This is a genomic window from Streptomyces virginiae, assembly GCF_000720455.1.
Lineage (GTDB): Bacteria > Actinomycetota > Actinomycetes > Streptomycetales > Streptomycetaceae > Streptomyces > Streptomyces virginiae.
Window position 1 is genome coordinate 172,066 of record NZ_JOAK01000002.1, and the last position, 26,677, is coordinate 198,742.

The 26,677-nt window shown below is 70.5% G+C and carries 25 protein-coding genes, 2 tRNA genes and 1 pseudogene; 17 read left to right on the forward strand and 11 right to left on the reverse strand.

The features are described 5' to 3' along the window. Window position 1 precedes the first annotated feature (1 nt). Window positions 2-1,399 carry an amino acid permease gene (locus tag IG86_RS0103755; RefSeq protein ID WP_030819142.1) on the reverse strand — a complete coding sequence of 466 codons (1,398 nt, stop codon included), beginning with the start codon at window positions 1,397-1,399 and terminating at the stop codon, window positions 2-4. Between the two features lie 285 nt (window positions 1,400-1,684). Here IG86_RS0103755 and IG86_RS0103760 point away from each other — a divergent pair, with 285 nt between their 5' ends. Beyond that, complete coding sequence (locus tag IG86_RS0103760) at window positions 1,685-2,269, forward strand: biotin transporter BioY (protein ID WP_030650093.1); 585 nt, start codon at window positions 1,685-1,687, stop codon at window positions 2,267-2,269. Window positions 2,270-2,353: 84 nt separating this feature from the next. Here IG86_RS0103760 and IG86_RS0103765 read toward each other — a convergent pair whose 3' ends face one another. Beyond that, on the reverse strand, window positions 2,354-3,790 hold the full coding sequence (locus IG86_RS0103765) for an amino acid permease (RefSeq protein ID WP_030819144.1): 1,437 nt from the start codon (window positions 3,788-3,790) through the stop codon (window positions 2,354-2,356). A 219-nt stretch (window positions 3,791-4,009) separates the two neighbouring features. On the opposite strand from IG86_RS0103765, the gene IG86_RS0103770 reads away from it, so the two are divergent. Together IG86_RS0103770 and IG86_RS0103775 are read left to right on the forward strand one after the other, a co-directional pair. After that, window positions 4,010-4,495, forward strand: a complete 486-nt coding sequence (locus IG86_RS0103770; protein ID WP_030650089.1) for a ribose-5-phosphate isomerase — start codon at window positions 4,010-4,012, stop codon at window positions 4,493-4,495. Between the two features lie 68 nt (window positions 4,496-4,563). Next, window positions 4,564-5,370 carry an Fpg/Nei family DNA glycosylase gene (locus tag IG86_RS0103775; RefSeq protein WP_030894651.1) on the forward strand — a complete coding sequence of 269 codons (807 nt, stop codon included), beginning with the start codon at window positions 4,564-4,566 and terminating at the stop codon, window positions 5,368-5,370. 109 nt (window positions 5,371-5,479) lie between these two features. Here the strand turns inward: IG86_RS0103775 and IG86_RS0103780 are convergent, their stop codons facing one another. Next, window positions 5,480-6,715, reverse strand: a complete 1,236-nt coding sequence (locus IG86_RS0103780) for a GNAT family N-acetyltransferase (protein WP_030894653.1) — start codon at window positions 6,713-6,715, stop codon at window positions 5,480-5,482. 117 nt (window positions 6,716-6,832) lie between these two features. Between IG86_RS0103780 and IG86_RS0103785 the strand changes: the two genes are divergently transcribed. Beyond that, the gene (locus tag IG86_RS0103785) at window positions 6,833-7,975 is read left to right on the forward strand and encodes a PP2C family protein-serine/threonine phosphatase (protein ID WP_030650079.1); all 1,143 of its coding nucleotides are present in this window, start codon (window positions 6,833-6,835) and stop codon (window positions 7,973-7,975) included. Between the two features lie 77 nt (window positions 7,976-8,052). Here the strand turns inward: IG86_RS0103785 and IG86_RS0103790 are convergent, their stop codons facing one another. After that, entirely contained in the window at window positions 8,053-8,655 is a 603-nt protein-coding gene (locus IG86_RS0103790; protein WP_030894655.1) for an AAA family ATPase, read from the reverse strand. After that, window positions 8,652-9,353, reverse strand: a complete 702-nt coding sequence (locus tag IG86_RS0103795; RefSeq protein ID WP_051784946.1) for a DUF4232 domain-containing protein — start codon at window positions 9,351-9,353, stop codon at window positions 8,652-8,654. The genes IG86_RS0103790 and IG86_RS0103795 overlap by 4 nt, the downstream gene beginning before the upstream one ends. 180 nt (window positions 9,354-9,533) lie before the next feature. Between IG86_RS0103795 and IG86_RS0103800 the strand changes: the two genes are divergently transcribed. From IG86_RS0103800 to IG86_RS0103815, 4 genes are all read left to right on the forward strand, one after another. Continuing rightward, window positions 9,534-10,934, forward strand: coding sequence for a pyridoxal phosphate-dependent decarboxylase family protein (locus IG86_RS0103800; RefSeq protein ID WP_030894661.1), 1,401 nt, complete (start codon window positions 9,534-9,536; stop codon window positions 10,932-10,934). Next, window positions 10,931-11,386: an HD domain-containing protein gene (locus IG86_RS0103805; RefSeq protein ID WP_030894664.1), complete on the forward strand. Its 456-nt coding sequence runs from the start codon at window positions 10,931-10,933 to the stop codon at window positions 11,384-11,386. Before IG86_RS0103800 ends, IG86_RS0103805 begins: the two co-directional genes overlap by 4 nt. A 155-nt stretch (window positions 11,387-11,541) precedes the next feature. Continuing rightward, the gene (locus tag IG86_RS0103810) at window positions 11,542-11,736 is read left to right on the forward strand and encodes a membrane protein (RefSeq protein ID WP_030008564.1); all 195 of its coding nucleotides are present in this window, start codon (window positions 11,542-11,544) and stop codon (window positions 11,734-11,736) included. A gap of 8 nt (window positions 11,737-11,744) precedes the next feature. After that, a complete protein-coding gene (locus IG86_RS0103815; RefSeq protein WP_030894670.1) occupies window positions 11,745-12,479 on the forward strand; it encodes a nucleotidyltransferase domain-containing protein in 735 nt (244 codons plus the stop codon). Between the two features lie 63 nt (window positions 12,480-12,542). On the opposite strand, the gene IG86_RS0103820 is transcribed toward IG86_RS0103815, so the two are convergent. Beyond that, window positions 12,543-12,779: a hypothetical protein gene (locus tag IG86_RS0103820; protein WP_157854760.1), complete on the reverse strand. Its 237-nt coding sequence runs from the start codon at window positions 12,777-12,779 to the stop codon at window positions 12,543-12,545. A gap of 683 nt (window positions 12,780-13,462) precedes the next feature. Between IG86_RS0103820 and IG86_RS43885 the strand changes: the two genes are divergently transcribed. Further along, entirely contained in the window at window positions 13,463-13,924 is a 462-nt protein-coding gene (locus tag IG86_RS43885; RefSeq protein ID WP_199839037.1) for a hypothetical protein, read from the forward strand. 165 nt (window positions 13,925-14,089) lie between these two features. Here the strand turns inward: IG86_RS43885 and IG86_RS42850 are convergent, their stop codons facing one another. Together IG86_RS42850 and IG86_RS42110 are read right to left on the reverse strand one after the other, a co-directional pair. Continuing rightward, a complete protein-coding gene (locus tag IG86_RS42850) occupies window positions 14,090-14,227 on the reverse strand; it encodes a hypothetical protein (RefSeq protein WP_157854761.1) in 138 nt (45 codons plus the stop codon). Window positions 14,228-14,317: 90 nt separating this feature from the next. Beyond that, window positions 14,318-14,575 (reverse strand): annotated as a pseudogene (locus IG86_RS42110) (UTRA domain-containing protein); the annotation flags it as partial. 266 nt (window positions 14,576-14,841) lie between these two features. Between IG86_RS42110 and IG86_RS38320 the strand changes: the two are divergent. Beyond that, complete coding sequence (locus IG86_RS38320) at window positions 14,842-15,348, forward strand: site-specific integrase (RefSeq protein WP_244305767.1); 507 nt, start codon at window positions 14,842-14,844, stop codon at window positions 15,346-15,348. A gap of 69 nt (window positions 15,349-15,417) precedes the next feature. On the opposite strand, the gene IG86_RS0103845 is transcribed toward IG86_RS38320, so the two are convergent. After that, a tRNA-Gly gene (locus tag IG86_RS0103845) sits at window positions 15,418-15,488 on the reverse strand. A gap of 168 nt (window positions 15,489-15,656) precedes the next feature. On the opposite strand from IG86_RS0103845, the gene IG86_RS0103850 reads away from it, so the two are divergent. The 5 genes from IG86_RS0103850 to clpX all read left to right on the forward strand — a co-directional run bounded on the left by IG86_RS0103850 (window position 15,657) and on the right by clpX (window position 20,382). Then, a tRNA-Pro gene (locus IG86_RS0103850) sits at window positions 15,657-15,733 on the forward strand. A 162-nt stretch (window positions 15,734-15,895) separates the two neighbouring features. After that, window positions 15,896-17,290, forward strand: coding sequence for a trigger factor (gene tig, locus IG86_RS0103855; protein ID WP_030819209.1), 1,395 nt, complete (start codon window positions 15,896-15,898; stop codon window positions 17,288-17,290). A gap of 310 nt (window positions 17,291-17,600) precedes the next feature. After that, window positions 17,601-18,218 (forward strand): ATP-dependent Clp protease proteolytic subunit, encoded by a 618-nt coding sequence (locus IG86_RS0103860; protein WP_030649990.1) that lies wholly within the window; start codon window positions 17,601-17,603, stop codon window positions 18,216-18,218. A gap of 55 nt (window positions 18,219-18,273) precedes the next feature. Then, on the forward strand, window positions 18,274-18,942 hold the full coding sequence (locus IG86_RS0103865) for an ATP-dependent Clp protease proteolytic subunit (protein WP_030649987.1): 669 nt from the start codon (window positions 18,274-18,276) through the stop codon (window positions 18,940-18,942). Between the two features lie 153 nt (window positions 18,943-19,095). Next, on the forward strand, window positions 19,096-20,382 hold the full coding sequence (gene clpX, locus IG86_RS0103870) for an ATP-dependent Clp protease ATP-binding subunit ClpX (RefSeq protein WP_030026955.1): 1,287 nt from the start codon (window positions 19,096-19,098) through the stop codon (window positions 20,380-20,382). A gap of 74 nt (window positions 20,383-20,456) precedes the next feature. Here clpX and IG86_RS0103875 read toward each other — a convergent pair whose 3' ends face one another. Then, a complete protein-coding gene (locus IG86_RS0103875; RefSeq protein ID WP_030819213.1) occupies window positions 20,457-21,383 on the reverse strand; it encodes a hypothetical protein in 927 nt (308 codons plus the stop codon). A 127-nt stretch (window positions 21,384-21,510) separates the two neighbouring features. Between IG86_RS0103875 and IG86_RS0103880 the strand changes: the two genes are divergently transcribed. Both IG86_RS0103880 and IG86_RS0103885 read left to right on the forward strand, forming a co-directional pair. Then, window positions 21,511-24,132, forward strand: a complete 2,622-nt coding sequence (locus IG86_RS0103880; protein ID WP_030819215.1) for a valine--tRNA ligase — start codon at window positions 21,511-21,513, stop codon at window positions 24,130-24,132. A 236-nt stretch (window positions 24,133-24,368) separates the two neighbouring features. After that, on the forward strand, window positions 24,369-25,517 hold the full coding sequence (locus IG86_RS0103885) for a sensor histidine kinase (protein WP_030819217.1): 1,149 nt from the start codon (window positions 24,369-24,371) through the stop codon (window positions 25,515-25,517). Here IG86_RS0103885 and IG86_RS0103890 read toward each other — a convergent pair. Next, window positions 25,514-26,626 carry a rod shape-determining protein gene (locus tag IG86_RS0103890; RefSeq protein ID WP_051784949.1) on the reverse strand — a complete coding sequence of 371 codons (1,113 nt, stop codon included), beginning with the start codon at window positions 26,624-26,626 and terminating at the stop codon, window positions 25,514-25,516. The genes IG86_RS0103885 and IG86_RS0103890 overlap by 4 nt on opposite strands. Between the last annotated feature and the right edge of the window lie 51 nt (window positions 26,627-26,677).

Consider the following 26,677-nt stretch of genomic DNA (forward strand, 5'->3'; position numbering starts at 1 on the left):
GTCAGGACTTCGGGCCGCGCCGCTCCCGTACGAAGGCGACCAGGAGGACCAGCAGGGCCGCGCCCGTCGACCACAGCAGCTGCGGCCGCGCGGAGTCGTCGAACAGCATCAGGACCAGGACCGCCGCCATCCCGGCCAGCGCGGCCCAGGTGGCGTACGGGAACAGCCACATCGGCAGCGTCAGCCGCTCGGGCATGTCCCGCTCGATCCGGCGGCGCAGCTTCAGCTGCGAGACGGCGATCAGCGCCCACACGAACAACAGGACGGCGCCGACCGCGTTGAGCATGTAGAGGAAGATCGTGTCGGGCCACAGCAGGTTGAGCACCACCGAGACGAAGCCGAAGGCCACCGACGCGAACACCGCCCGGCGCGGCACCCCGCCGCCCGAGACCTTCAGCAGCCCCTTCGGCGCCTCGCCGCGCTCGGCCAGGGAGAACACCATGCGCGAGGACCCGTACAGGTTCGCGTTGAGCGCCGACAGCAGGGCCACGAACACCACGATGTTCATGATCTGGCCGGCCGCCGGGATGCCGATGGAGTCGAGGACGGCGACGTACGGGCTCTGCCCCGGCTCCAGCGAGTCCCACGGCAGCAGGGTCACGATGACCACCATCGAGCCGACGTAGAAGAAGAGGATGCGCCACACGGCGCTGCGCACCGCGCGGGACACCGACCGGGCCGGGTCGTCGGACTCGGCGGCCGCGATGGTGACGACCTCCAGGCCGCCGAAGGCGAAGATGACGGCGAGCATGCCGGCGACCACGCCGCCGAAGCCCTCGGGGAAGAAGCCGCCGTGCCCGGTGAGGTTGGCCATGCCGACCGGATCCGTGTCCGGGAGCACACCGAAGATCGCGAGGGTGCCCAGGATCAGGAAGAGCACGATCGCGCCGACCTTGAGGGCGGCGAACCAGAACTCGAACTCGCCGAAGTTCTTCACCGCGGCCAGGTTGCTCACGGTGAAGACCACCATGAACAGCAGCACCCAGATCCACTGGTCGACCGCGGGCACCCAGCCGTTCGCGATCTTCGCGGCGCCGGTGGCCTCCACGGCCAGTACCACGACCAGCAGGAACCAGTACAGCCAGCCCGCCGAGAAGCCGGCCCAGCGGCCGAGCGCCCGCTCCGCGTAGACGGAGAAGGAGCCCGAGGCGGGCATCGCGGCCGACATCTCACCGAGCGCGCGCATCACCAGCATCGCGAGGACGCCGGCGAGGAGGTAGGAGCAGATGATCGCGGGACCGGCGATGCCGATGCCGGCGCCGGAGCCGACGAAGAGGCCGGCGCCGATGACGCCGCCCAGCCCCAGCATGGTCAGGTGGCGCTGCTTGAGGCTGTGGCTGAGGGGTTCCGCGGGCAGGTCGCCCGTCGTGGGAGGTGCTTCTGGCAGGCGCTCACGCATGAGGAGTGCTCGTACTCTCGTTCGGCCCAGCGGTGATGGGGACTCCGCCTTTGGCTTGGCGGGATCCAACAGTCTTGCTGAGCGGCGGCCGTCCGTGCAAAACGGACGTGTTGTCGGATGTTGCTCGTGACGAGGATCACGTCGACCGGGTCGGGGGAGCGGGCTTTGTCCGGTCCCCACCAACGGGGGGAGCGGGGCTTTGTTCCGGGCGGCGGTGGGTCGGCCCCGGGCCGCGCACTAACGTCGGTGATCGTCCCCACCCCCACCACCTTGCGGAGCCCCCTCATGAGCACTGCTTCCGTCTCCCTCCGGCCCGGCGCCGTCCTCGCCGACCTGCTGCCCGCGAGCCGCGTGCGCGACATCGCGCTCGTCGTCGGCGGCGCCGCCCTGACCGGGATCGCCGCGCAGATCGCGGTGCCCGTCCCCGGCTCCCCGGTCCCTGTCACGGGCCAGACCTTCGCCGCGCTGCTCGTCGGCACCGCCTTCGGCGCCCGCCGCGGCTTCCTCTCGCTGGCGCTGTACGCCCTCGTCGGCATGGCCGGCGTGCCGTGGTTCGCGGGCGGGACCTCCGGCGCCGGCGGCGCCTCCTTCGGTTACGTGCTCGGCATGCTGCTCGCCGCCACCGTCGTCGGCGCCCTCGCGCGGCGCGGCGCCGACCGCTCGGTCCTGCGTACGGCGGGCACGATGGTGCTCGGCTCCGCGGTGATCTACGCGGTGGGCGTGCCGTACCTCATGGCCGCCACCGGGATGTCCCTGAGCGCCGCCGTCGCGGCGGGCCTGACCCCGTTCCTGATCGGCGACGCCCTCAAGGCGGCCCTCGCGATGGGCGCCCTGCCGGCCGCCTGGAAGCTGGTCGGCCGCCGCGGCTGACGCCCCCCCCGTATCGGCCGGAGCCCGGCCCGCCTGACGAGGCGGGCCGGGCTCCGGCGTGTGTACGGGACTTCTCCGGGCTGGTCAGCCCTGGACGGCGGCCCGCTTGCGGCGGAAGTCCAGGACCACACCGACGGCCACGACCGCGCCGGCGACGAGGGTGGACAGGGTGACCACCTCGCGGTTGGCGTCGTCCACGAACATGTAGCCGATCACGAACATGATCAGGGCGGCGGTGGCCCAGGTCAGCCACGGGAAGAGCCACATCTTCACGGTCAGCTTCTCCGGGGCCTCACGGACCAGGATCCCGCGCATCTTCAGCTGGGTGAAGCAGATCACCAGCCACACGAAGAGCGCGATGGCGCCGGAGGAGTTCAGGAGGAAGTTGAAGACCGTGTCCTTGAACGCGTAGTTGAAGTAGACGGCGACGAAGCCGAAGACCGTGGAGCCGAGGATCGCGGCGACCGGCACACCGTTCTTGTTGACCTTCGCGAACGCCTTGGGGGCGTCGCCGCGCTCACCGAGCGAGAAGGCCATGCGGGAGGCGGTGTAGAGGCCCGAGTTCAGGCAGGACAGCACGGCGGTCAGGACGATGACCTCCATGATCGTGCCGGCGTGCGCGATGCCGATCGAGTCGAGGGCGGCGACGTACGAGCCCTTCTCGGTGATCGACTTGTCGTTCCAGGGCAGCAGCGTCAGCACGATGAAGATCGAGCCGAGGTAGAAGACGCCGATGCGCCAGATGACGGAGTTGGTGGCCTGGGTGACCGCCTTGCGGGGGTTCTCCGACTCGCCGGCGGCGAGGGTGACGATCTCGCTGCCCATGAAGGAGAAGACGACCATCAGCACACCGGTGAGGACGGCGCCGTAGCCATTGGGGAAGAATCCGCCGGCGTCGGTCAGGTGGGCGAAGCCCGCACCCGGGTTGTCGGAGCCCGGCAGGACACCGAAGACGGCCAGCATGCCGATGATCACGAAGGCACCGATGGCGACGACCTTGATGCCCGCGAACCAGAACTCGAACTCACCGTAGGAGGCGACCGAGCCGAGGTTGGTGGCGGTCAGCACCGCCATCACGATCAGCGCCCAGGCCCACTGCGGGACGGCGGGTATCCAGCTCTCCAGGATGGCGGCACCGGCGGTGGCCTCCACGGCGAGGACGACGACCCAGAAGAACCAGTAGAGCCAGCCGATGGAGAAGCCGGCCCAGCGGCCGAGCGCGCGGTCGGCGTAGGCGGAGAACGAGCCCGAGTTCGGGCTGGCGGCGGCCATCTCGCCGAGCATGCGCATCACGAAGACGACCATCGCGCCGACCAGCGCGTAGGAGATCAGGATGGCGGGGCCGGCCTTGGCGATGCCGCCACCGGAGCCGACGAAGAGACCGGCTCCGATGACGCCGCCGATGGCGATCATGGACAGGTGGCGGTTCTTGAGACCGGCCTTCAGACCGTCGGAGGGCAGACCCTCACCGGAGTTTCCGGTGGGGTCGCCTGCCTTCTGAAGGGTCGTCGTGGAACTCATGGACGGATCCTTAGGTTCTCGGGTTGCGAGCCCCGGCATTCAAACCTGAGATGAACGCAGGACGGAAGACCTCAATCCGGATCGTTGCGTTGGGACGAACGTCCAGGACGGACGTCCTGCCGTGTCCCATCTGCGTTCTTTGGGTTTACTTGAGCTTTAGAAGTGACTTACGCGACACCCGCTGCGGGTCGTCGGGGCTCCTCGTGCCACACTCGTCACATGCGCGTGTACCTCGGATCCGACCATGCCGGCTTTGAGCTCAAGAACCACCTCGTGGACTGGCTCAAGAACAACGGCCACGAGCCCGTCGACTGTGGCCCCCACATCTACGACGCCGTGGACGACTACCCGCCCTTCTGCCTCCGCGCCGCGGAGAAGACCGCCGCGGACGAGGGCAGCCTCGGCATCGTGATCGGCGGCTCCGGCAACGGGGAGCAGATCGCCGCCAACAAGGTCAAGGGCGTCCGCGCCATCCTGGCCTGGAGCGTCCAGACCGCCCAGCTCGGCCGTGAGCACAACAACGCCAACGTCATCTCCGTCGGCGGCCGCATGCACACGCAGGACGAGGCCGTCAGCTTCATCGAGGCCTTCCTGGCGACCCCGTACTCCGACGAGGAGCGCCACACCCGCCGCATCGACATGCTCTCCGCCTACGAGCAGACCGGCGAGCTCCCCCCGATCCCGGCCCACCACCCGCAGGGCTGATCCCGCCTCCGGCCGTGCCGCTCCCTCCGGGGGTGGCACGGCCGTTCCATTCCTCCCAGGAGTCCGCCGTGCCCGAGGGGCATACGATCCACCGCCTCGCCCAGGACCACACCGAACGGTTCGCCGCGCGCCCGGTCCGCGTGAGCAGCCCCCAGGGCCGCTTCGCCGAGAGCGCGGCGCTGCTCGACGGGCGTGCGATGGAGAGCGCGGAGGCGCACGGCAAGCACCTCTTCCTCGAACTGGGCGACGCCTGGATCCACATCCACCTCGGACTCTTCGGCAAGCTCGGCTTCGGCCCCGCCCCCGTGCCGCCCGCCACCGACACGGTCCGGCTGCGCCTGCGGAACGAGGAGCACTACGCCGACCTGCGCGGCCCCACGGCCTGCGCGCTGATCGGCGAGGGCGAGAAGAAGGCGATACACGCACGGCTCGGCCCGGACCCGCTGCGCGCGACCGACGACCCCGACCGCGCGTGGGCCCGCATCTCCCGCTCCCGCACCACCGTCGCCGCACTCCTGATGGACCAGAAGGTCGTCGCGGGCGTCGGCAACGTCTACCGGGCCGAGGTCCTCTTCCGGCACGGCATCGACCCGTACCGCCCGGGCAAGGACGTCACCCGTGCCGAGTGGGACGCCATGTGGGCGGACCTGGCCGCCCTGATGCGCCAGGGCGTGCGCGACAACCGCATCGACACCGTCCGCGACGAGCACCTTCCCGAAGCGATGGGCCGGCCGCCACGGGTGGACGACCACGGCGGCGAGGTGTACGTCTACCGGAGGGCGAACATGCCCTGCCACATCTGCGGCGGCGAGATCCGCACCGCCGGCCTCGCCGCCCGCAACCTCTTCTGGTGCCCCACCTGCCAGGCGCGCTAGATCGCAAACCCCGGCCCGCCCGGCGGGGGCCGCCCTGCGGGCGGCCGGCGCTGCTTCGCGGACACTCCCCAGGACGCGGCGCCCGGTCCGCCGCCGGCGGACCCGCCGTTCAGAAACCGTGGGGCAGCCAGGGCGCCACATCGCCCGCGAAGGCGCGCGAGGCCTCCGCGAGAGCTCCCGGGCGCAGCTCCCGTACCCGGCCCGCCGCGGCCAGCGAGGTGAGGGTGATCCCGCCCAGATACGCGCAGCCCAGCTCCCGGACCGACAGCTCCAGGTCCGCCGGGTCCGCGGTCCGGGTGCACCGGGCGACGCCCTCGGCGTCGGCCACCAGCCGCCACCGCCCCTCGTTCCACGGGCAGAACGCGTCCTCGACCTCCACGACCACGTCCACCGCGGACCCGTACGAGCGCGCCTCCAGGGCCGCCGGAAGGTCCACCAGGCGCACGTGCAGCGAGTCCCGCGTGGCCGGCTTCGACCGCCTGACGTCGCTGACCAGGTGCAGCAGCGGGTCGTCCACCGGGCGCTTGGCGGCCCGTACGGTCCACGTCAGGTCGATGGAGAACAGGTAGCGCCACAGCGCGGCCGTGGCCGCCGGATCCAGTGCGTCGAGGGCCTCGACCTGGACCGTCCCGTCCGAACCCGATGCGTTCCAGTCCGGTTTGACCCGGTAGCGGGCGTATCCGATGATCTCGCCGTCCGCCCGCTCCGCCACCACGCACATCAGCGGGGAGGCGCCCCGACGCGCTCCGGGCGGATCCGTGAGGGCCATCCGCTCCCAGCCGGGCTGCCGGGCCGGCGCCCCGGGCCGGCGGGTCACCAGGTCGGCGTACACCCGCTCGCAGGCGGCCAGCGACTCCTCCGGGTCGGCGAGCCGCAGCCGCACCTCGTCCGTCCCCGGAGGCACCTCGAGCCGCACGCGCGTGGTGTCGATCTCCAGGGACATGGCGTAGGTCGCGAGGCCGTACCCGAAGCGCCCGTAGATCGCCGGGTCGGAGGCCGTCAGTACGGCGAGCGGCTCACCGGCGGCCCGGACGTCGTCCAGCTGGCGCCGCATCAGCGAGCCGAGGATGCCGCGACGGCGGTGCGTCGGCGTGACTCCCACGAAGGACACCGCGGCCGCGGGCACCAGGGCGCCGCCCGGCACCGAGAGGCGGAAGCTGAAGGCCGCCGCCGAGCCGACGCACGTCCCGCCCTGCCACACACCGAGCGCTCGGTCCGGCTCCGTCAGGGCCCGGAACAGTGTCCGGCCCTCCGGCGGCTCGGCCACCCCTCCGAAAGCCAGTTCCAGATGATCGAACCAGACATCCCACTCGTCTTGCTGCAAAACGCGCATCTCAAGATCCATACCTCCATCCTCACCCGGCCGTTCCGTCGCAGTCGAAGATTTTTCGGGCGCCCCCGAGCCCCGGGTCCGGGGGTACCCCTGCGCATTCACAGCCAGGATGGATAGGGTCCCGATGCAATGGCCGGAGCACGTGTGGAGACCCTTCTGGCCCGGATGCGCATGCGGTCGCACCGGGGCCGCACCGCCCTGCGCAAATCCGCCGTCGACTACTTCCGCGGCGACGCCTCCGACTGGCTCGCCTTCATCGGGCTGTTGCTCACCGTCCCCGCCATAGCCTGCGGCACGCTGATGCTGCCGGTCTGGTTCTCGCCGTCCGCGCTCGTCCTGCCGATCGTCGCCGGCGGCCTCCTGCTGCGCCCCGCCAGCCTCCTCGCCCTGTACGCCGCCTCTGCGGCCGCACTGATCGTCGAGGCCCTCGTCCTCGGTCCGTACACCCAGGGTCCGGCCCGCGTCACCCCCGGCACCGTGCTGGTCGTCGCGGCCTGCGGATTCTTCGGACTGGTCATCGCGCAGTTCCGCAGCCGTGTCGGCGTGCCCTGGCGGCGCGGCGGCACCATGCTCTTCGACCTGCGCGAACGCATCCGCGTACAGAGCAAGCTGCCCGCCCTGCCGCGCGGATGGCACCGCGAGATGGCCCTGCGCCCCGCAGGCGGCCAGTCCTTCTCCGGGGACTTCGTCGTCGCCGCCCGCACCAACGGCGGCCGGACCCTGGAGATCGTCCTGACCGACGTCTCCGGCAAAGGCATGGAGGCGGGCTCCCGCGCCCTGCTGCTGTCCGGCGCCTTCGGCGGACTACTCGGCGCGCTGCCACCGCACGGCTTCCTGCCCGCCGCCAACGGCTACCTGCTCCGCCAGGACTGGGACGAGGGCTTCGCCACCTCCATCCACCTCGTCCTGGACCTGGAGACCGGCGACTACGAACTCCTCTCGGCCGGCCACCTCCCCGCCCTCCAGCTCTGCGCCGGTACCGGACGCTGGCAGGAGAAGTCCGGAGAGGGCCCGCTGCTCGGCGTCTACGACGGAGCCGAGTTCACCCCCGCCCGCGGCAACCTCCGCCGCGGCGACGTCCTGATGCTCTTCACCGACGGCCTCGTCGAGACCGCCGACCGGGAGATCAGCGAAGGCATCGACCGCCTCACCGGCGAAGCCGACCGCTACGTCTCCGCCGGCTGGGAGGGCGCGGCCTGGCACCTGATCGAGAAGGTCGCCAAGGACGTCAACGACGACCGCGCCCTCCTCCTCATCCGCCGCTCTCCCTAGGTCGTGTCCGCGAAAGTCCCGCCTGCCGGGCTCGCGGGACCCGGCGCCCTGATCCGGCCTGATCGGCCGGACACCCCCTAGTCGAAGCGGATGTGCCGTACGCCGACCAGCGCGCGGCGGATCCGGCCCCGCAGCGGGCCGTCCGTGTCCGGAGCGAGGTCCAGGCCGGCCGAGGCGGCCACCCGGCCCGCCACCTGGGACACGGTCAGCCGGTCGGTGGCCAGGTGCTGCGCGAACTCCGGTGCGCGCAGCGCCTCCAGGCACCCGTCGAGCCGGGAGACCGCGAAGCTCTCCCGCTTCAGCCCCCGGCCGAGCCCCCGCTCGCGCAGCCGCCGCAGTACCGTCTCCCGCTCCGCCAGCAGCGCGAAGTGCCGTACGTCGTGGCCCCGTTCCCGCAGCCGCCCCACGGTCTGCGCGAAATAGGCCGGCTCCCTGACGGTCATCGGCACCAGCAGCACCCCCGGATGCCGCCGGGCCGCGAGGTCCAGTACCTCGAACACGCCCTGGCGCCACGCCGCCAGGTCCTGGAAGTCACCGCGGAGGGCGGGCGGCAGCATCCGGTGCAGCCCGAATCCGACGTGCTCCGGATCGCACACGACGCTTCCCGGCAGCCGGCGGCCCAACTCGTACGCCGTCTGCGTCTTGCCGCCGCCGAACGGCCCGTTGAGCCAGACGATCACCGGGTGACCGCCGTCCACGGGCCGATCCCGAGTTTCCCCGTGTTCCCGAGGTCGAACGGCCGGGCGAGCCGCAGCCACAACCGGGGCGCTCCGGGCCGGGGTTCGATCTCGATGACCGGCACCGTCGTGGCCGGCACCGTCGAGTCGGTGACGAGGTTGCGCCACACCACCGACCACGCCGCCGCCTGCCCCGGCGCCAGGGGCACCCGCTGCGGCGCGGCCTCGATGTTCGGCACCCCCGTGGCGATCCCCGCCGCTCCGTGCTCCACCGCGACCTCCAGCGGAGCGTTGCGGGCGTCGCGCAGCGACACCCCCGGGTAGCCCTCCAGCACGTACGCCTCCGTACCGCAGTTCACCAGCTGGAAGCCCTCCACCCGCAGACCCATCGCCGCGTCACCGCCCGTCTCCACCAGCCGCACCCCGCCCTCGGGGCACGGCGGGCCGGACGTCGGCGCGGGCGCGCCGCGGTTCGGCGCCGCTCCCGTTCCGGGCGTCGCGTCCGGCTCCGTGCGCTGCTGCGTACCCGGCTGGGTACCCGGCTGCGTGGCGCGGTCGTGCGGCCCGAAGGTCGGACCGGGCGCGGCCGACGGCGCCGACGGCGTGCCGCAGCCCGCGGCCCCCGCGAGCACCCCCAGGGCCAGCACGCCCCCGAGGACGCCCCGCAGCCACGCCCGCCGCATCCGCTGTTCACGCCGCATCCGCTGTTCCCGCCGCACCCGTAGTGCCCACCGCACCGGCCCTGGCCCCCGCTCCGAGATCATCCGCCGAGCCTACGACGCCCCCGCGGGGGAGGGGCGGGGGACGGGCGGGGCAGGGGCGGGCCACCCGCACCGGATTGGCCCGCCCGCGCGGGCCCGCGCGGGCCCTACGGTGCCCCCATGGACCGCACGCTCGCCGCCGACCTCGCGCGGCTCCCCGACCTGCTCGACGCCACCCGCCGCGCCGCCGCCGAAGCGCTCGCCACCCTCGACGAGCGCGCCGTCGTACCGGACGCGCCGAAGCCGACCGACCGCGACCCCGAACCCGAACCCCTCCCGGAGCAGGGCTGTGGCACGGAGACCGCCCTCGCGGCGTTCCGCGCCCGCTGGGAGCCGCGGCTCTCCGCCTCCGCCGGCCCCCGCTACTTCGGCTTCGTCACCGGCGGCGCCACCCCCGCGGCGCTCGCCGGGGACTGGCTCACCGCCGCCCACGACCAGAACTCCAACTCCTCCATGGACGGCGCCGGCCAGGACCTCGAACGCGAGACCGTGGGCTGGCTGCGCGAGCTGTTCGGCCTCTCCGACGCCCACACCGGCACCTTCGTCAGCGGCGCCACCATGTCCAACACCGCCGGCCTCGCCATCGCCCGCGAATGGCTCGGGACGCGCCTCGGCGTGTCCCCGGCCGACGACGGCGCCGGCGCCCTCGGCCCGGTCCGTGTCCTCTCCGGAGCCCCGCACTCCTCCATCGCCAAAGCCCTCTCCGTCCTCGGCCTCGGCCGCAACTCCCTGGTGCGCGTACCGACCCTGCCCGGCCGCGAGGCCGTGGACCCCGCCGCCCTGGACCGGGCGCTGGCCGACACGCCCGGACCGGCGGTGGTCGTCGCCAACGCGGGCACCGTCAACACCGTCGACTTCGACGACCTCCCCGCCGTCGCCGCGCTCCGCCCGCGCCACGACTTCTGGCTGCACACCGACGCCGCCTTCGGCGCCTTCGCCGCGCTCTCCCCGGACCACGCGCACCTCGCCGCGGGCCTCGACGCCTCCGACTCCGTCTGCGTCGACCTGCACAAATGGCTCAACGTCCCCTACGACAGCGCCGTCCAGTTCACCCGCCGACGCGACCTGCAGGCCCGCGTGTTCCAGAACGCCGCCGCCTACCTCGGCCCCCTCGGCGAACACCCCGACCTGGTCCACCTCACCCCGGAGAACTCCCACCGGCTGCGCGCCCTCGCCGCCTGGTTCACGCTGCGCGCCTACGGGCGCCAGGGGCACCGGGAGATCGTCGAACGCAACATCGCCGGCGCCCGGGCCCTCGGCGCGGCCCTGGCGGAGGACCCCGCCTTCGCCCTCCTCGCCCCGGTCCGCCTCAACGTCGTCTGCTTCACCCTCGCCGACGACCCCGATCCGGCCCGCCTGACCGCCCTGCGCGAGGCGGCGGCCGCCGAGGTGTTCGTCACGCCCACCGTCCACGAGGGAACCGCCGGGCTGCGTGCCGCGTTCTCCAACTGGTGTACGACGCAGGCAGACGTCCACAGGGCCGCCCGGGCCCTGCGCACGGCAGCGAGGGAGATCGCATGACGAGCAGTCCCCTGACCCTCCTGGAGGTCGAGGCCCTGGCGCGCGAAGCGCACGAGGGCCAGACCGACAAGGCCGGCAGGCCGTATGCCGAGCACCTCGCGGCCGTCGCCGACGGCGTGCGCGTACGCGGCGGAACCCCCGAACAGCAGGCGGCGGCCTGGCTGCACGACGCGATCGAGGACGAGGCGCTCAGCCTCACGTGGCTGGATGCCGCCGCTCTCCCGCAATCAGTGAAGGACATGGTCCTCGCCGTGACCAAGCGCCCCGGCGAGCCGGTGGAGCAGTACGCGGCCCGCATCCTGGCCACGCCGGGCGCCCTGCTGGTCAAGGAGGCCGACCTCGCGCACAACGCCGACCCCGTGCGCCTCTCCGTACTGGACGCCCCCACGCGCGACCGGCTGTCCGCGAAGTATGCGTATGTCCGTTCCCTCCTGGGCCTCACCGCCTCCTGAGCCCCCTCGTCCAAGGCGGTTGACGAAAACGGAACCATGGCCTTTCGTCACGGGGCGTATGACCGTGGCCGGTTGGTGGGAGGATGGTCCATGTGGGGGCATTCTCGGCCGTGCGCCCCCGGCCGACCAGGGGACGACCGAAGGTGTGATCAGTAGTGGCCATTTCGCTGTCAGTGGTGGTTCTGTTGGCGGTCATCCTGGTGGTGCTGATCCGCGGCAACCACATCAAGACGGGCCCCGCCATCGTCGCGGCCCTCTTCGGCTTCTTCCTGGCGTCCAGCTCGATCGCGGACGACGTGAACCGTTTCCTCAACTCCCTGGCCACGATGATCGCCAACATCAAGCTCTGACCGGCGGCATGAGCGGTGACGCCAACGGCCCGAACCACCCCGTCGACCAGGCGCGGCGCTTCGCGGCCGAGCGATTCCCCGACGCCCTGAGCGTCGTCCTCGCGGGTTCCACCGCGTCAGGCCGGGCCACCGACACCAGTGACCTGGACATAGCGGTCCTGACGGAGGACGGCGGCACGTCCCGCCGGGAGACCCTCCGCTTCGAGGGACGGCTGGTCGAGCTGTTCGTCCACACCCGAGCCGGCCTCGACGAGATCTTCGCCGCCGACAGGGCCTCCCGGCGCGGCGTCATGCAGCACGTGTACGCCGAGGGCCTGGTCCTCACCGAGCGGGACGGAGCGGGCAACGGCCTCAAGCGCCGAGCCGAGGACGCGCTCCGCGAAGGCCCCGGCGCCATGGCACCCACCGCGGTCGAGAACCGCCGCTACGCGCTCACCGATGCGCTGGACGACCTCGCCGACACCTCGGACGCCGTCGAACGGCTCGCCGTGGCCGGCGTCGTCCTCGGCATCGCCGCCGACCTCCTCTTCGACCACCACCGGGCATGGACGGGTGGCGGAAAGTGGCTGCCCCGCCGCCTGCTGCAGGCCGACCCCGAGCGCGGCGGAACCCTCCTGGACGCCCGCCGCCGGCTCTGCGAGAACGGCGACCCCGAGGACCTCGCGTCCGCCGCGGCGGAGATCCTCGACCTGGCGGGCGGCCCCCTCCGCGAGGGCTACGCCCGAAGCCTGCAGGACCACTGACCCACCTGCTGCCTCACGGCCGGAGCGAGCCGTCACGCTCCAGCACGGGGCCGGACGCCCGGATCAGCCTTCGGCGCCGGAGTCGCCCGCCGGCGGCGGGACCTCCTGCCAGTCGGTGACGGGCTTGGTGCGGAACATGCCCCGGTAGACCAGGCGGGTCAGCACGACGGCTCCCTCGCCGTACTCGTGCAGCTCCTCGAAGGCCTCCTCCGCGGACTCGTACACGAACTTCCGCCCCTTGGCGTTACGGATGATCCATTCCCGGTCGCCGCTGACGGCGAGTGCCATACCTGCGCTCATGCGATACCCCCTGGTCGGTGCGCGATGATCGTACTGGCAGGCCCGCGAAACCCACAGGGCCGGAAAACGCATCAGGGCCAGGTCGAGGAGGTGTCCTCTGACCTGGCCCTGAGCCGCTGAGAGCGGGCGACGGGAATCGAACCCGCGTAGCTAGTTTGGAAGATCGCGTACGCACATGCCGCCTGATCTGCCAAGTCGCTGACCAGTGGGTTCCCCACCCATGCGCCACTGTTCCCCGCGACTGCCTGCCCGCCGCTGCTCCACCGGGCACGTGGGGGACACGCCTAGATCGAGTCGTCACGCTCCAGAATGAGGCCGGCTGATCCGTCCTTAAGGTCTACGCCCGCGTCGAGAGTGAGGGGTCGGGCCTGCGGCTGCGCGATCGATCAACACTGCGACCTGCGACTTAGCTGTCGGTGTTTGTCGGCGTTGGTGTTGTCGTTGAACATCCTCCAACGTCCCGAGACGGCCCGGGGCGGCGTACGAGCGTGCGGTCTCAGCCCCTACTGAAAGAGCGCGGTAGATCCGCGTTGCGGAACCTGCGTAAGCAGCTCTGAGGGGCACCACGCCGGGTGATCAGAGTGCCTCGACATCGCCTTCGTTTGCGGCGCAGTATGAGAGAGAGCAGCGCCGACGCGCTTGCCCGGTACGTCGGAGCTCCTCCCGATGAAGTGGAGGACCCGATGAAGTACAGGATCGCAATGTGCGGCATAGGGTCGGCTGTGCTGGCTCTGGGGATGGCCTTTGGCCCGGTGTCGCAGGTCTCTGCCGCCCCCGCGCAGGAATGCGTGAACGAGGACACCAATGGGGACGGAGTGGCCGACGTGGTTTACGCGGACAACGACGGCGACGGCTACATCGATGCCATTGTGTACGACCGCAATTTCGATGGAGAGGTCGACATGGTGGTGACGAAGGGGCAATGCATAGTGGACACGAACTCTGACGGCACTCACGACCATGTGATTGACCCGCCCGAGACTCGGCAGCATGAGCCTGGGCAGAAGCAGGAACCTGAGACGCAGCAGCATGAGCCTGGGCAGAAGCAGGAACCTGAGACGCAGCAGCATGAGCCTGGGCAGCAGCAGGAACCTGAGACGCAGCAGCATGAACCCGGGCAGCAGCAGGAGCCTGAGCAGCAGTAGCACGACAGCGAGCGCGCCCAGTCGATCCTCAGCGGAGTTGTCAAAGCCTCCGATGGGTCGTGGAACTTTAGTTTCTTCCTCGCGGACGACGGTGGCGCACTGGTCGCCTGCATCGGCATCCGGCGGCCCGATAGGCCGCCCCTCGCAGGAGTCCGGTCAGCGGGGTCAGAGGTCGCCCTGAGACCGCTCAAGGCCTTCCACGAACGCATGGTGGAAGATGAGCTCGGCGACCCGGCAGGGTGCGGTGATAAACATCCTCTGTGCCTCGCCGAGGTCGCATCCGACGACCTGCATGGTCACCATGACCGCGTCCACGCCGTCACAACCGATCCCCTTCAAGAACTCCTGGAGGGTCTTGCATCGGCCAGGCGGGCAGGGTGGCGCTGGGCGCGGCTAGCGACTGACAGGAATCTCATAGACGATCTCGCAGAGCGCGGACGGGATGACGATGTCCGCCGTCTCGACGGGCTGTCCCTCGTCGCTGTAGTACGTCCGCCGGATGTGCGTGACCAGGGCGGCCTTCTGAATCCCGAGGAGTGATGCTTCCTCGGCTGTCGCCTGCCGAGGCTCCGGCTGCTCCACGGCATGGCTGACGGTGATCTCCGGCAGGACAACCAGCGTGCCGGCGGTGAGCTCGTACGGCTCCCAGCTGCCGGCACCGGGCCCACCACCGTGGCCAAGGCGTATGCGCTGCTGCGGGCGATTCTGGGTACGGCCCTGTCCGATCAGTTGATCAGGCGGAATCCGTGCCAGATCAAGGGCGCCAGCACCGTGCACACCCCGGAGCGGCCGACCGCCACCGTCGAGGAGGTCTACGCCCTGGCCGCGGCCGTGCAGCCCCGATTCCGGGCGCTGATGCTGATGGCGGGGTTCCTCGGGCTCTGCTGGGGCGAGCTGATCGGGCTGTCCGGCGGGATGTGGACCTGGAGCACGGGACTGTTCGCGTCCGCCGGTCCGTCGCCGAGCTGGGCAACGGGCAGCGGGAGATCAAGGCGCCGAAGAGCGCGGCCGGCAAGAGGACGGTCTCCATCCCGGGCGTGATCGTGCAGGAGATCCGCGATCACCTGGACACCTACGCCGAACCGGGGGCCGACGGGCGTGTCTTCATCGGGGCCAAGGGAGCGACTCCGCGCCGGAACCACTTCAATCTGCTGTGGCACAAGGCGTGTCGGAAGGCGGGGATCAAGGGGCTGCATTTCCATGATCTCCGGCACACGGGGAACACCCTGGCCGCCTCGACCGGGGCCAGCACCCGCGAGTTGATGGCGAGGATGGGCCACAGCACCGCCCAGGCCGCGCTGATCTATCAGCACGCCAGCGCCGACCGGGACCGGCTGATCGCCGACGCGCTGAGCGGGCTCGTGCAGCAGGGCCGACGGGGCACGGGGAATCGGAACGGGCACGCGGGGGGCACGCCGGACTGATCCCGGCCCCGAAAATGACCAAGGGCCAGGCGGAGGAAATGTCCTCTGACCTGGCCCTTCAGTACTGAGAGCGGGCGACGGGAATCGAACCCGCGTAGCTAGTTTGGAAGACTAGGGCTCTACCATTGAGCTACGCCCGCATTGCGTGCGCCGCAGGTCCGGGGACCGTGGCACGGACAGCATCCTAGCGGGTCGTTCCGGCCGTGCGCACACCACATTCCGTGCCCGCGCCGTCGCCTGTCCGAAACGGCTCGTGAAACACCGCGCATCAGAGGGTCTCCGGGCATGTACCCTACGTGTCGCACCGACGGGGTGTGGCGCAGCTTGGTAGCGCGTCCGCTTTGGGAGCGGAAGGTCGTCGGTTCGAATCCGGCCACCCCGACCAACGGCGGCCCACCGCAAGATCGCGTTGTGGGCTGATTGCCGCTTGCGGCTACTATGCAAGCTGCGTGCCCGTGTGTCTGATGTACCGGGCCGAAGTCCGCCGGGCCGCTGATTCCAGCGAGACGGCAGATCCCCCAGCAGTCAGCCACAAGGAGACCGAACCGTGAAGAGCGCCGTTGAGACCCTGAACCCGACGCGGGTTCGGCTCACTGTTGAGGTGCCCTTCGAGGAGCTCAAGGACAGCCTCGACGCGGCGTACAAGAAGATCAACCAGCAGGTCACGGTGAAGGGCTTCCGCAAGGGCAAGATCCCGGCCCGCGTCATCGACCAGCGCTTCGGCCGCGGTGCGGTGCTGGAGGAGGCCGTCAACGACGCCCTCCCGAAGTTCTACACCGAGGCCGTCAACGAGGCCGACCTGAACCCGCTGGGCCAGCCCGAGGTCGACATCACCGAGCTGAAGGACGGCGAGCTGCTGGCCTTCACCGCCGAGGTCGACGTGCGCCCCGAGATCGAGATCCCGGACTACTCCGGCATCGAGGTCGAGGTCGACGCCATCGAGGTCTCCGACGAGGACGTCGAGAAGTCGGTCGAGCAGCTGCGCGGCCGCTTCGCGTCCACCAAGGACGTCGAGCGCGCCGCCGCCGAGGGTGACGTCGTCACCATCGACCTGGAGGCCAAGGTCGACGGCGAGGTGCTGCCCGACGGCGTCGCCTCCGACGTCTCCTACACCATCGGCTCGGGCGAGCTGCTCGAGGGCATCGACGAGGCCGTCACGGGCCTCGAGGCCGGCGGCGAGGCCACCTTCACCTCGCAGCTGAAGGGCGGCTCCGCCGAGGGCAAGGACGCCGAGGTCTCCGTCAAGGTCACCAAGGTCTCCGCCAAGGAGCTCCCGGAGCTGGACGACGAGTTCGCCCAGATGGCCAGCGAGTTCGACACCCTCGAGGACCTCAAGGCGGACAGCCGCAAGCGCCTCGAGAACATGAAGCAGTACGACCAGGCCACGCAGGCCCAGGAGCGCGTCCTGGAGAAGCTGCTGGAGCTCGTCGAGGTGCCGATCCCCGAGAAGCTGCTCGAGGACGAGGTCAACACCCGCAAGCACAACCTGGAGCACCACCAGCTCGGCCAGATGGGCCTGGACCTGGCGAAGTACCTGGAGTTCCAGGGCAAGACGGTCGAGGAGTTCGACGCCGAGACCAAGGAGCAGGCGATCAAGGGCATCAAGACCCAGTTCGTCCTGGACGCCCTGGTCAACAAGGAGAAGCTGGGCGTCAACCAGGAGGAGCTCACCGAGCACCTCATGCGCCGTGCCCAGTCCTCCGGCATGTCCCCCGACCAGTTCGCCCAGGCGGTCGTCGAGGGTGGCCAGGTCCCGATGCTGGTCGGCGAGGTCGCGCGCGGCAAGGCCCTCGCGGTCGTCGTCGAGGCCGCCAAGGTCGTCGACACCAACGGTGAGGTCGTCGACCTCTCCGACGACGAGGACGAGGTCGAGACGGCCGCCGAGACCGTCGAGGCCGCCGTTGACGGCGACGACGAGGTCAAGGCCGACGAGGCCAAGTAACACTTCGGGTGAGGCCGGGTGACACCCCTGGCCGAGCCCGCCGAGCAGTGCCCCGGAAGGGCCCGGACGCAGCCGCGTCCGGGCCCTTCCGCATGGCCGGGGCACGGTCCCCGCAAGGCCCCCGGAGCTTGCGCTCCGAGCGAACAGTTCGGGAAGCGGGATGGCGTTGTCCGACCTGCGCGTTAGGGTCCATGAATACGAGGGCACGTGAGTACCCGGGCGCCGGCGGACCCGTCCGCTCCGGCCGGACCGCGCCCCAGAACGAGACGCTGAGACGGCACATGGCCGTCGGAGACGAGCAGGTGGATACGTGACGAATCTGAAGCCTTACGCCGCGGGTGAGCCGTCCATCGGTGGCGGCCTCGGCGACCATGTCTACAACCGGCTGCTCGGCGAGCGAATCATCTTCCTCGGCCAGCAGGTCGACGACGACATCGCGAACAAGATCACCGCGCAGCTCCTGCTCCTGGCCGCCGAGCCGGAGAAGGACATCTACCTCTACATCAACAGCCCCGGTGGCTCGGTGACGGCCGGCATGGCCGTCTACGACACCATGCAGTACATCCCCAACGACGTCGTGACCATCGGCATGGGCATGGCGGCCTCGATGGGGCAGTTCCTGCTCACCGGTGGCGCCAAGGGCAAGCGCTTCGCCCTGCCGAACACCGACATCCTGATGCACCAGGGCTCCGCCGGTATCGGTGGCACCGCGTCGGACATCAAGATCCAGGCCCAGTACCTGCTGCGCACCAAGCAGCGGATGGCCGAGATCACCGCGTTCCACTCGGGCCAGACCGTCGAGGCGATCATCCGCGACGGTGACCGCGACCGCTGGTTCACCTCCGAGGAGGCCAAGGAGTACGGCCTCATCGACGAGATCATCTCGGCCGCGTCCAACGTTCCGGGCGGCGGCGGCACCGGGGCCTGATCCCGGTAACCACCGTCAGTACCCAGCAGCCGACAGCCCGCAGAACGCCACCAGGATGGTGAACACCCAGATGCAGAACAACTTCTCCGCGAGCGGCCTCTACTCCGGCCCGCAGGTGGACAACCGCTACGTCATCCCGCGCTTCGTCGAGCGCACCTCGCAGGGCGTGCGCGAGTACGACCCGTACGCGAAGCTCTTCGAGGAGCGCGTGATCTTCCTCGGCGTGCAGATCGACGACGCCTCGGCCAACGACGTCATGGCGCAGCTGCTGTGCCTGGAGTCGATGGACCCGGACCGCGACATCTCGATCTACATCAACAGCCCCGGCGGCTCCTTCACCGCGCTGACGGCGATCTACGACACGATGCAGTTCGTGAAGCCGGACATCCAGACGGTCTGCATGGGCCAGGCGGCCTCCGCCGCCGCCGTCCTGCTCGCCGCCGGCACCCCCGGCAAGCGCATGGCCCTGCCGAACGCCCGCGTGCTGATCCACCAGCCCTCCGGCGGCACCGGCCGTGAGCAGCTCTCCGACCTGGAGATCGCGGCCAACGAGATCCTGCGCATGCGCGACCAGCTGGAGACCATGCTGGCCAAGCACTCGACGACGCCGATCGAGAAGATCCGCGACGACATCGAGCGCGACAAGATCCTCACGGCCGAGGACGCGCTCGCGTACGGCCTGATCGACCAGATCATCTCCACCCGCAAGAGCAACAAGCTCTGATCCTTGCCGACAGTTGGCGGGGGCACACCACCGGATTCGGGGATGTGAACCACGTCAAGGGGGCCCCGCACGGGGCCCCCGGCAAGGTACCGTCGGATATGAGGCACCAGGAGCGCTGAACCAGGCGTCTCCCAGGCGAAGGGGAAGCACCTCGTGGCACGCATCGGTGACGGCGGCGATCTGCTCAAGTGCTCGTTCTGCGGAAAGAGCCAGAAGCAGGTGAAGAAGCTCATCGCAGGACCCGGTGTGTACATCTGCGACGAGTGCATCGACCTCTGCAACGAGATCATCGAAGAGGAACTCGCGGAGACCTCCGAGGTCCGGTGGGAGGAACTCCCCAAGCCCCGTGAGATCTACGAGTTCCTGGAGAGCTACGTCGTCGGCCAGGAGCCGGCGAAGAAGGCGCTCTCCGTAGCGGTCTACAACCACTACAAGCGCGTTCAGGCCGGCGAGAACGGCGGCGCGCAGGGACGCGACGACGCGATCGAGCTCGCGAAGTCCAACATCCTGCTGCTGGGCCCCACGGGCTCCGGCAAGACGCTCCTCGCGCAGACCCTGGCCCGCATGCTGAACGTCCCGTTCGCCATCGCCGACGCGACGGCGCTGACGGAGGCCGGGTACGTCGGCGAGGACGTCGAGAACATCCTGCTGAAGCTGATCCAGGCCGCCGACTACGACGTCAAGAAGGCCGAGACCGGGATCATCTACATCGACGAGATCGACAAGGTCGCCCGCAAGAGCGAAAACCCGTCGATCACGCGCGACGTGAGCGGCGAGGGCGTGCAGCAGGCCCTCCTGAAGATCCTGGAAGGCACGACGGCCTCCGTGCCGCCGCAGGGCGGCCGCAAGCACCCGCACCAGGAGTTCATCCAGATCGACACGACGAACGTGCTCTTCATCGTGGGCGGCGCCTTCGCCGGTCTGGAGAAGATCATCGAGTCGCGTGCGGGCGCCAAGGGCATCGGCTTCGGGGCGACGATCCGCTCGAAGCGCGAGATCGAGGCCAGCGACCAGTTCCAGGAGGTCATGCCGGAGGACCTGGTGAAGTTCGGGATGATCCCCGAGTTCATCGGCCGCCTCCCTGTGCTGACCTCCGTGCACAACCTGGACCGCGAGGCCCTGCTCCAGATCCTCATCGAGCCGCGCAACGCGCTGGTCAAGCAGTACCAGCGCCTGTTTGAACTCGACGGCGTGGAGCTGGACTTCGAGCGCGAGGCGCTGGAGGCCATCGCGGACCAGGCGATCCTCCGCCAGACGGGCGCGCGCGGCCTGCGCGCCATCATGGAAGAGGTCCTGATGTCGGTGATGTACGAGGTCCCGTCCCGCAAGGACGTGGCCCGCGTGGTCATCACGGCGGACGTGGTCCGCTCCAACGTCAACCCGACGCTGGTCCCGCGCATCGTCCCGAAGGACCAGGGCCCGCACGAGAAGTCGGCCTAGCCGCAGGGCAGTGGCCCGGTACGCGAAAGGGGCGCCCCCCACCGGGGCGCCCCTTTCGCGTGTTCCGCCGTCCGCTAGTTCTTGACGCGGGCGGTCTTGTAGAGCTTCGCCGCGAGTTCCGCGGTCTGCTCCTGGTTGTAGCCCGGCTTGCCGGCGAGGATGGAGGCCACGTCCGTCGCGCTGACCATGGCCAGCGTGCTGTAGTCGCCCCAGATGCAGATCGGGAGGGTGGCCTCCTTGGGCCCCTTCGTGTTCGTGTCCTTCGCGGTGAACTTGACGTCCTGGCACTTCATGACGGCGCCTTCGAACCCGGCCGGGGTCACTGCCTTGGGGCTGCCCACGAGTTCCACATCGGACTTGCCGTCCTTGGCGCTCTCCAGCTTGGCCATGGCGAAGTAGCCGTCCACGGTCTTCTCCGGGTCGGCGATCTCGCCGTAGACACCCGAGAAGTTGAGGCCCTTGGCCGACAGCGGGTTCTTGGGGTCGCCCGCCTGGTAGTTCATGGACGCCTTGGTCGGGTTCTTGATGCCCGCGGCCTCGGCTTCCTGCTTGTCCTTGTCGGTGAAGGGCTTGTCCTGGTACTTCGGGTCCTTCTTGAAGTCGTCGACCGACTCCGGGGCGACCAGCTTGTAGCCCTTGGTGTCCGCGGAGATGTTGCCGCCCGCGCCGCCGCCCACGAGGTACCAGCCGCCGCCCGCGATCACCGCGACCGCCACGACCACGCCGATGATCACGCCGGCCTTGGACTTCTTCGGGGGCTGGCCGCCGTACGGGGCCTGCTGGGGGTAGCCGTAGGCCGGGGTCTGCGGCTGCGGGGGGTAGCCCTGCGGCGGGACGCCCGGCTGCTGCGGGTAGCCGTAGCCCGGCTGCGGGGGCGCGGGCTGGCCGTACGGGCCCGGCTGCGCGGGCTGGCCGTACGGGCCGGGCGGCGGAGGCTGTTGTCCGTACGGTCCGGGCTGCTGAGGCTGCTGTCCGTAAGGCCCCGGCTGGTTGTAGCTCATCCCGCGTCCCCCTCTGAGGTTGCTTATACGTTCCTCACATCCTGTCGGAAGCCGAAGCCCGCCAGGGCGCCGGGCCCCTCTCTAACCGGTTTCATGACTGGACTGTTACGGCCCTAAACTGAGCCCCGTGACCGAGAACACGCAGACACCCAGCAGCCCCGACTCCGAACTGCCGACCGCCTACACGCCGGCCGATGTAGAGGGGAAGCTCTACGAGCGCTGGGTAGAGCGTGGGTACTTCACGGCCGATCCCGCGAGTGAGAAGCCCCCGTACACCATCGTCATCCCGCCGCCGAACGTCACCGGCTCCCTGCACCTGGGCCACGCCTTCCAGCACACGCTCATGGACGCCCTGACCCGCCGCAAGCGCATGCAGGGCTACGAGTCGCTGTGGCTGCCCGGCATGGACCACGCCGGCATCGCCACCCAGAACAAGGTCGAGCAGCAGCTCGCCGAGGAGGGCAAGTCCCGCCACGACCTGGGCCGTGAGGCGTTCGTCGAGCGCGTCTGGCAGTGGAAGGAAGAGTACGGCGGCAAGATCCTCGGCCAGATGCGCCGCCTCGGCGACGGCGTCGACTGGACCCGTGAGCGCTTCACCATGGACGAGGGCCTGTCCAAGGCCGTCCAGACCATCTTCAAGAAGCTCTTCGACGACGGCCTGATCTACCGCGCCGAGCGCATCATCAACTGGTGCCCCCGCTGCCTGACGGCCATCTCCGACATCGAGGTGGAGTACCAGGAGGACGCGGGCGAGCTCGTCTCCATCCAGTACGGGGAGGGCGAGGACACCCTCGTCGTCGCCACCACCCGCGCCGAGACGATGCTCGGTGACACGGCCATCGCCGTCCACCCCGACGACGAGCGCTACAAGCACCTGGTCGGCAAGCTCATCAAGCTCCCGCTGACCGACCGCTCGATCCCCGTCGTCGCGGACACCCACGTCGACCCGGAGTTCGGCACCGGCTGCGTCAAGGTGACCCCGGCGCACGACCCGAACGACTTCGCCATCGGTCAGCGCCACAACCTGCCCAACCTGACGATCATGGACGAGCACGGTGTCATCACCGTCCACGGCCCCTTCCTCGGCCTGGACCGCTACGAGGCCCGTTCCGCGGTCGTCGGCGCGCTGCGCGAGCAGGGCCGGATCGTCGCGGAGAAGCGCCCGTACCTGCACTCCGTCGGGCACTGCTCGCGCTGCAGCACCACCGTCGAGCCGCGCCTGTCCCTCCAGTGGTGGGTCAAGGTCGAGACCCTCGCCAAGGCCGCCGGTGACGCGGTCCGCGACGGCCGCGTCGCGATCCACCCGGTGGAGATGGAGAAGCGCTACTTCGACTGGGTCGACAACCTCAACGACTGGTGCATCTCCCGCCAGCTGTGGTGGGGCCACCGCATCCCCGTCTGGTACGGCCCGGACGGCGAGGTCGTCTGCCTCGGCCCGGACGACGAGGCGCCCACCGGCGAGGGCTGGACGCAGGACACCGACGTCCTCGACACCTGGTTCTCCTCCGGCCTGTGGCCGTTCTCCACGCTCGGCTGGCCGGAGAAGACCCCGGACCTGGCGAAGTTCTACTCCACCGACGTCCTGGTCACCGGCCACGACATCATCTTCTTCTGGGTCGCCCGGATGATGATGTTCGGCCTGTACGCCATGGACGGCGAGGTCCCGTTCAAGACGATCGCGCTCACCGGCCTGGTCCGCGACGAGCGCGGCAAGAAGATGTCGAAGTCCTTCGGCAACGTCGTCGACCCGCTGGACTGGATGGACAAGTACGGCTCCGACGCCGTCCGCTTCACCCTGGCCAAGGGCGCCAACCCCGGCACCGACGTCCCGATCGGCGAGGACTGGGTCCAGGCGTCCAGCAAGTTCGCCAACAAGATCTGGAACGCCACGCGCTTCGCCCTGATGAACGGCGCCACGATCGAAGGCGAGCTGCCGCCGGCCGAGCAGCTGTCGGCCACCGACCGCTGGATCCTCTCCCGCCTGAACAAGACGATCGCGCAGGTCGACGCGTACTACGAGGACTTCCAGTTCTCCAAGCTCAGCGAGGCGCTCTACCACTTCGCGTGGGACGAGGTCTTCGACTGGTACGTCGAGCTGTCGAAGACGACCTTCTTCGCCGGCGGCGAGCAGGCCAAGGTCTCCGCGCGGGTCCTCGGTGAGGTCCTCGACGTCATGCTGCGCCTGCTGCACCCGGTGGTCCCGTTCGTCACCGAGACCCTGTGGACCACCCTCACCGGGCGCGAGTCGCTGGTCATCGCCGACTGGCCCGAGGACAGCGGCTTCCGCGACGACGCCGCCGAGGCGGAGATCGGCAGCATCCAGACGCTGACCAAGGAGGTCCGCCGCTTCCGCAAGGAGCAGGGCCTCGACGACAAGCAGAAGGTCCCGGCCCGCCTGGACCTGACCGGCACCGTGCTGGCCGCCCACGAGGCCGCCATCCGCCAGGTGCTGCGGCTCCAGCCCGAGGGCGACTCCTTCAGCGCCACCGCGACCCTTCCGGTCGCCGGAGCCACGGTCGCGCTCGACCTGTCCGGCACCATCGACGTCGAGGCCGAGCGCAAGCGCCTGACGAAGGACCTCGGCGCGGCCGAGAAGGAGAAGGCGCAGGCCGAGGCGAAGCTGGGGAACGAGGCCTTCCTGGCCAAGGCCCCCGACAACGTCGTGGACAAGATCAAGGGCCGGCTGGCCAAGGCCGAGGCGGACATCGCCCGGATCCAGGCCCAGCTGGAGACGCTGCCCGCCGCGTAGTCCCTCGTACGACGGCGAAGGCCCCCGCACCGGTCAGCCGGTGCGGGGGCCTTCGCCGTGCTCCGTGCGCCGTTCCCGTTGTCGTTCCTCCGAGGCCGGGAGCGGGGGAGGGGCCCGCGGCAGGGCGCAGGGTCGCGGGCCGCCGGGACCTCCGGCCTGTCCGAAGTGCCCTAAATCACTGCGTTTCCCGGTCGGCTGGATCTCATCCCGGTCGCCGACCACGGATGATGGAGGGCATGCACGTCAAGCCCGTCGCCCCGGTGTTCCACCGGTGCGTGGCCGCCGGCCGGCGGCTGACCGACACCTGGGCCGGTTCACCGCGGGCGGTCGACGTGCTCACCGCACTGGGCTGCCTCGGACTGATGGCCCTCGACCTGCCGGGTCTGGCCGCCGCCGACAACTCGCTGAGCGGACCCGCCGCGGCCGTCGTGCTCGCCCTGGGCTGCGCGACCCTGCTGGTGCGCCGCCGGCTGCCCTGGATCCCGTACCTGGCCGCGCTGCTCTTCATCGGATGGCTCCACGAGCTGACCCTGATCCAGTTCGCGCTCTACTCGGTCGGCCGCTTCCGCGGGCGCCGGGCGGGGATCCTGGCGACGCTCGGGTACATCGCCTTCGCGCTGGTCATGTTCTGGGTGCCCGGCTGGCCCGAGCCCGAGGGGCAGACGCTCAGCGGCTTCCTCGGCATCGTCGTGCCCATCGGCGCGCTCGCCTCGGCGGTGGGGATCGCCGCCTACCGGCACGACCTGGTGCGCGAACTCGCCGCCCGGCGGGCCGAGTCCGCCGTGCTCCAGGCGGTCCAGCAGGAACGCACCTCCGTCGCCCGCGACGTGCACGATTTCGTCGGACGGGAACTGACCCTCCTGACGGTGCGCTCCGAGGTGCTGTCGGTACGGGCGCGCGAGACGGCGCACGCCAAGGACTTCGAGGAGCTGGCCGACACCGCGCGCCGGGCCCACCTGGTGCTCAACGAGATCATCGTGCAGCGGGGCGAACGGGCCTCGACCCCGGGCGTGGACGGGCTGCCGGCGCTGGCCGAGGAGAGCGGACGGGCCGGCTCGCCCGTCCGGCTGGCCATGGACGAGGGGCTGCACGGCCTGTCACCGCTGCGGCAGGCGGCCGTCTACCGAGTGGTGCAGGAGTGCCTGACCAACGCCGCGAAGCACGCGCACGGCGAGACCATCGACGTGTCGATCGCGGCGGACGGCCCGCGGCTGCGGATCGCCGTCAGCAACGCCCTGCCGGCCCGGACCCCGGGCCGCGCCCCCGTCTCGGCGGGCTCGGGCACGGCGAGCATGTCCGAGCGCGTCCGCAGCCTCGGCGGCACCCTGACGGCGACCCGCACGGACGCCACGTACGAGGTCGTCGCCACACTGCCGCGCGGCTAGGGCGGTCCGCAAAGTCCCGCCCGCCCGGCGGGCGGCCGGCGCTGCATTGCGGACACTCCCTGGCCCCGGGCCGGGGTCAGCAGGCCGTTCAGCGTGTCCAGGTCCTCCACGCAGCGGCCGGAGCCCAGGGCGACGCAGTCCAGCGGGTCGTCGGCGACGAAGACCGGGATGCCGGTCGCCGAGGCCATGCGCAGGTCGAGGCCCGGCAGTAGGGCGCCGCCGCCGGTCATGACGATCCCGTGCTCCATCACGTCGCCCGAAAGCTCCGGCGGGCATTCCTCCAGCGTGCCGCGGACCGCCGCGATGATCGCCTCCACCGGCTCGTCGAGCGCGGCCCGTACGTCCCGGGCGCCCAGCGCGAGCGTCTTCGGCATGCCGCCGACCTTCTCGCGGCCGCGCACGGTGAAGGTGAGGTCCTCCAGCTCCGGCCGGTCCGGCACCGGCCAGGCCGAGCCGATCGCCAGCTTGGCGTGCTCGGCGGTGCGCTCGCCGATGAGCAGCGCGTGCTCCTTGCGCACGTGGTCCATGATCGCCGCGTCGAGCCGGTCGCCGCCGACGCGCAGCGAGCGGGAGGTGACGATGCCGCCCAGGGAGATGACGGCGACCTCGGAGGTTCCGCCGCCGATGTCCACGACCATGGAGCCGCGCGGTTCCGCCACGGGCAGTCCGGCGCCGATCGCCGCGGCCATCGGCTCCTCGATCAGGTGAACGGCCTTGGCGCCGGCCCGGGTGGAGGCGTTGACGATGGCCCGCCGTTCGACCGGGGTCACCCCGGACGGCACGCAGATCACCATCCGGGTGCGGGTGCGCCGGCCGGGGACCGCCTTGCGCACGAAGTGCCGGATCATTTCCTCGGCGGCCTCGTAGTCACAGATCACGCCGTCCTTGAGGGGGCGGATCGCGGTGATCGACCCCGGGGTGCGGCCGATGGTCTCCTTCGCCTCCGCCCCGACGGCGAGGGCGGTGGTGGTGCCCGCCCTGACGGCGACCACGGACGGCTCATTGAGGACGATCCCGTGCCCCCGCGCGTAGACGAGGGTGTTCGCGGTCCCCAGGTCGATCCCTATGTCGCGGCTGGAAGCTGTCTTGTTGGTGCTGGCCTGCGGCATTTGCTCCCCTATCTGCTGCTCGCAAGGCTTGCATAACGATCAGGTCGCTTC

Excerpts from the sequence above, each read along its gene's own strand:
- IG86_RS0103780 (WP_030894653.1), bottom strand. The coding sequence starts at position 6,715 with ATGGATCTTGAGATGCGCGTTTTGCAGCAAGACGAGTGGGATGTCTGG.
- IG86_RS0103795 (WP_051784946.1), bottom strand. The coding sequence starts at position 9,353 with ATGCGGCGTGAACAGCGGATGCGGCGGGCGTGGCTGCGGGGCGTCCTC.
- IG86_RS0103815 (WP_030894670.1), top strand. The coding sequence starts at position 11,745 with ATGAGCGGTGACGCCAACGGCCCGAACCACCCCGTCGACCAGGCGCGG.
- IG86_RS0103755 (WP_030819142.1), bottom strand. The coding sequence starts at position 1,399 with ATGCGTGAGCGCCTGCCAGAAGCACCTCCCACGACGGGCGACCTGCCC.
- IG86_RS0103805 (WP_030894664.1), top strand. The coding sequence starts at position 10,931 with ATGACGAGCAGTCCCCTGACCCTCCTGGAGGTCGAGGCCCTGGCGCGC.
- IG86_RS0103785 (WP_030650079.1), top strand. The coding sequence starts at position 6,833 with ATGGCCGGAGCACGTGTGGAGACCCTTCTGGCCCGGATGCGCATGCGG.
- IG86_RS43885 (WP_199839037.1), top strand. The coding sequence starts at position 13,463 with ATGAAGTACAGGATCGCAATGTGCGGCATAGGGTCGGCTGTGCTGGCT.
- IG86_RS0103800 (WP_030894661.1), top strand. The coding sequence starts at position 9,534 with ATGGACCGCACGCTCGCCGCCGACCTCGCGCGGCTCCCCGACCTGCTC.
- IG86_RS0103875 (WP_030819213.1), bottom strand. The coding sequence starts at position 21,383 with ATGAGCTACAACCAGCCGGGGCCTTACGGACAGCAGCCTCAGCAGCCC.
- IG86_RS0103890 (WP_051784949.1), bottom strand. The coding sequence starts at position 26,626 with ATGCCGCAGGCCAGCACCAACAAGACAGCTTCCAGCCGCGACATAGGG.
- IG86_RS0103765 (WP_030819144.1), bottom strand. The coding sequence starts at position 3,790 with ATGAGTTCCACGACGACCCTTCAGAAGGCAGGCGACCCCACCGGAAAC.
- IG86_RS0103885 (WP_030819217.1), top strand. The coding sequence starts at position 24,369 with ATGCACGTCAAGCCCGTCGCCCCGGTGTTCCACCGGTGCGTGGCCGCC.
- IG86_RS0103820 (WP_157854760.1), bottom strand. The coding sequence starts at position 12,779 with ATGAGCGCAGGTATGGCACTCGCCGTCAGCGGCGACCGGGAATGGATC.
- IG86_RS0103760 (WP_030650093.1), top strand. The coding sequence starts at position 1,685 with ATGAGCACTGCTTCCGTCTCCCTCCGGCCCGGCGCCGTCCTCGCCGAC.
- IG86_RS0103865 (WP_030649987.1), top strand. The coding sequence starts at position 18,274 with ATGGTGAACACCCAGATGCAGAACAACTTCTCCGCGAGCGGCCTCTAC.
- IG86_RS42850 (WP_157854761.1), bottom strand. The coding sequence starts at position 14,227 with ATGGTGACCATGCAGGTCGTCGGATGCGACCTCGGCGAGGCACAGAGG.
- IG86_RS0103770 (WP_030650089.1), top strand. The coding sequence starts at position 4,010 with ATGCGCGTGTACCTCGGATCCGACCATGCCGGCTTTGAGCTCAAGAAC.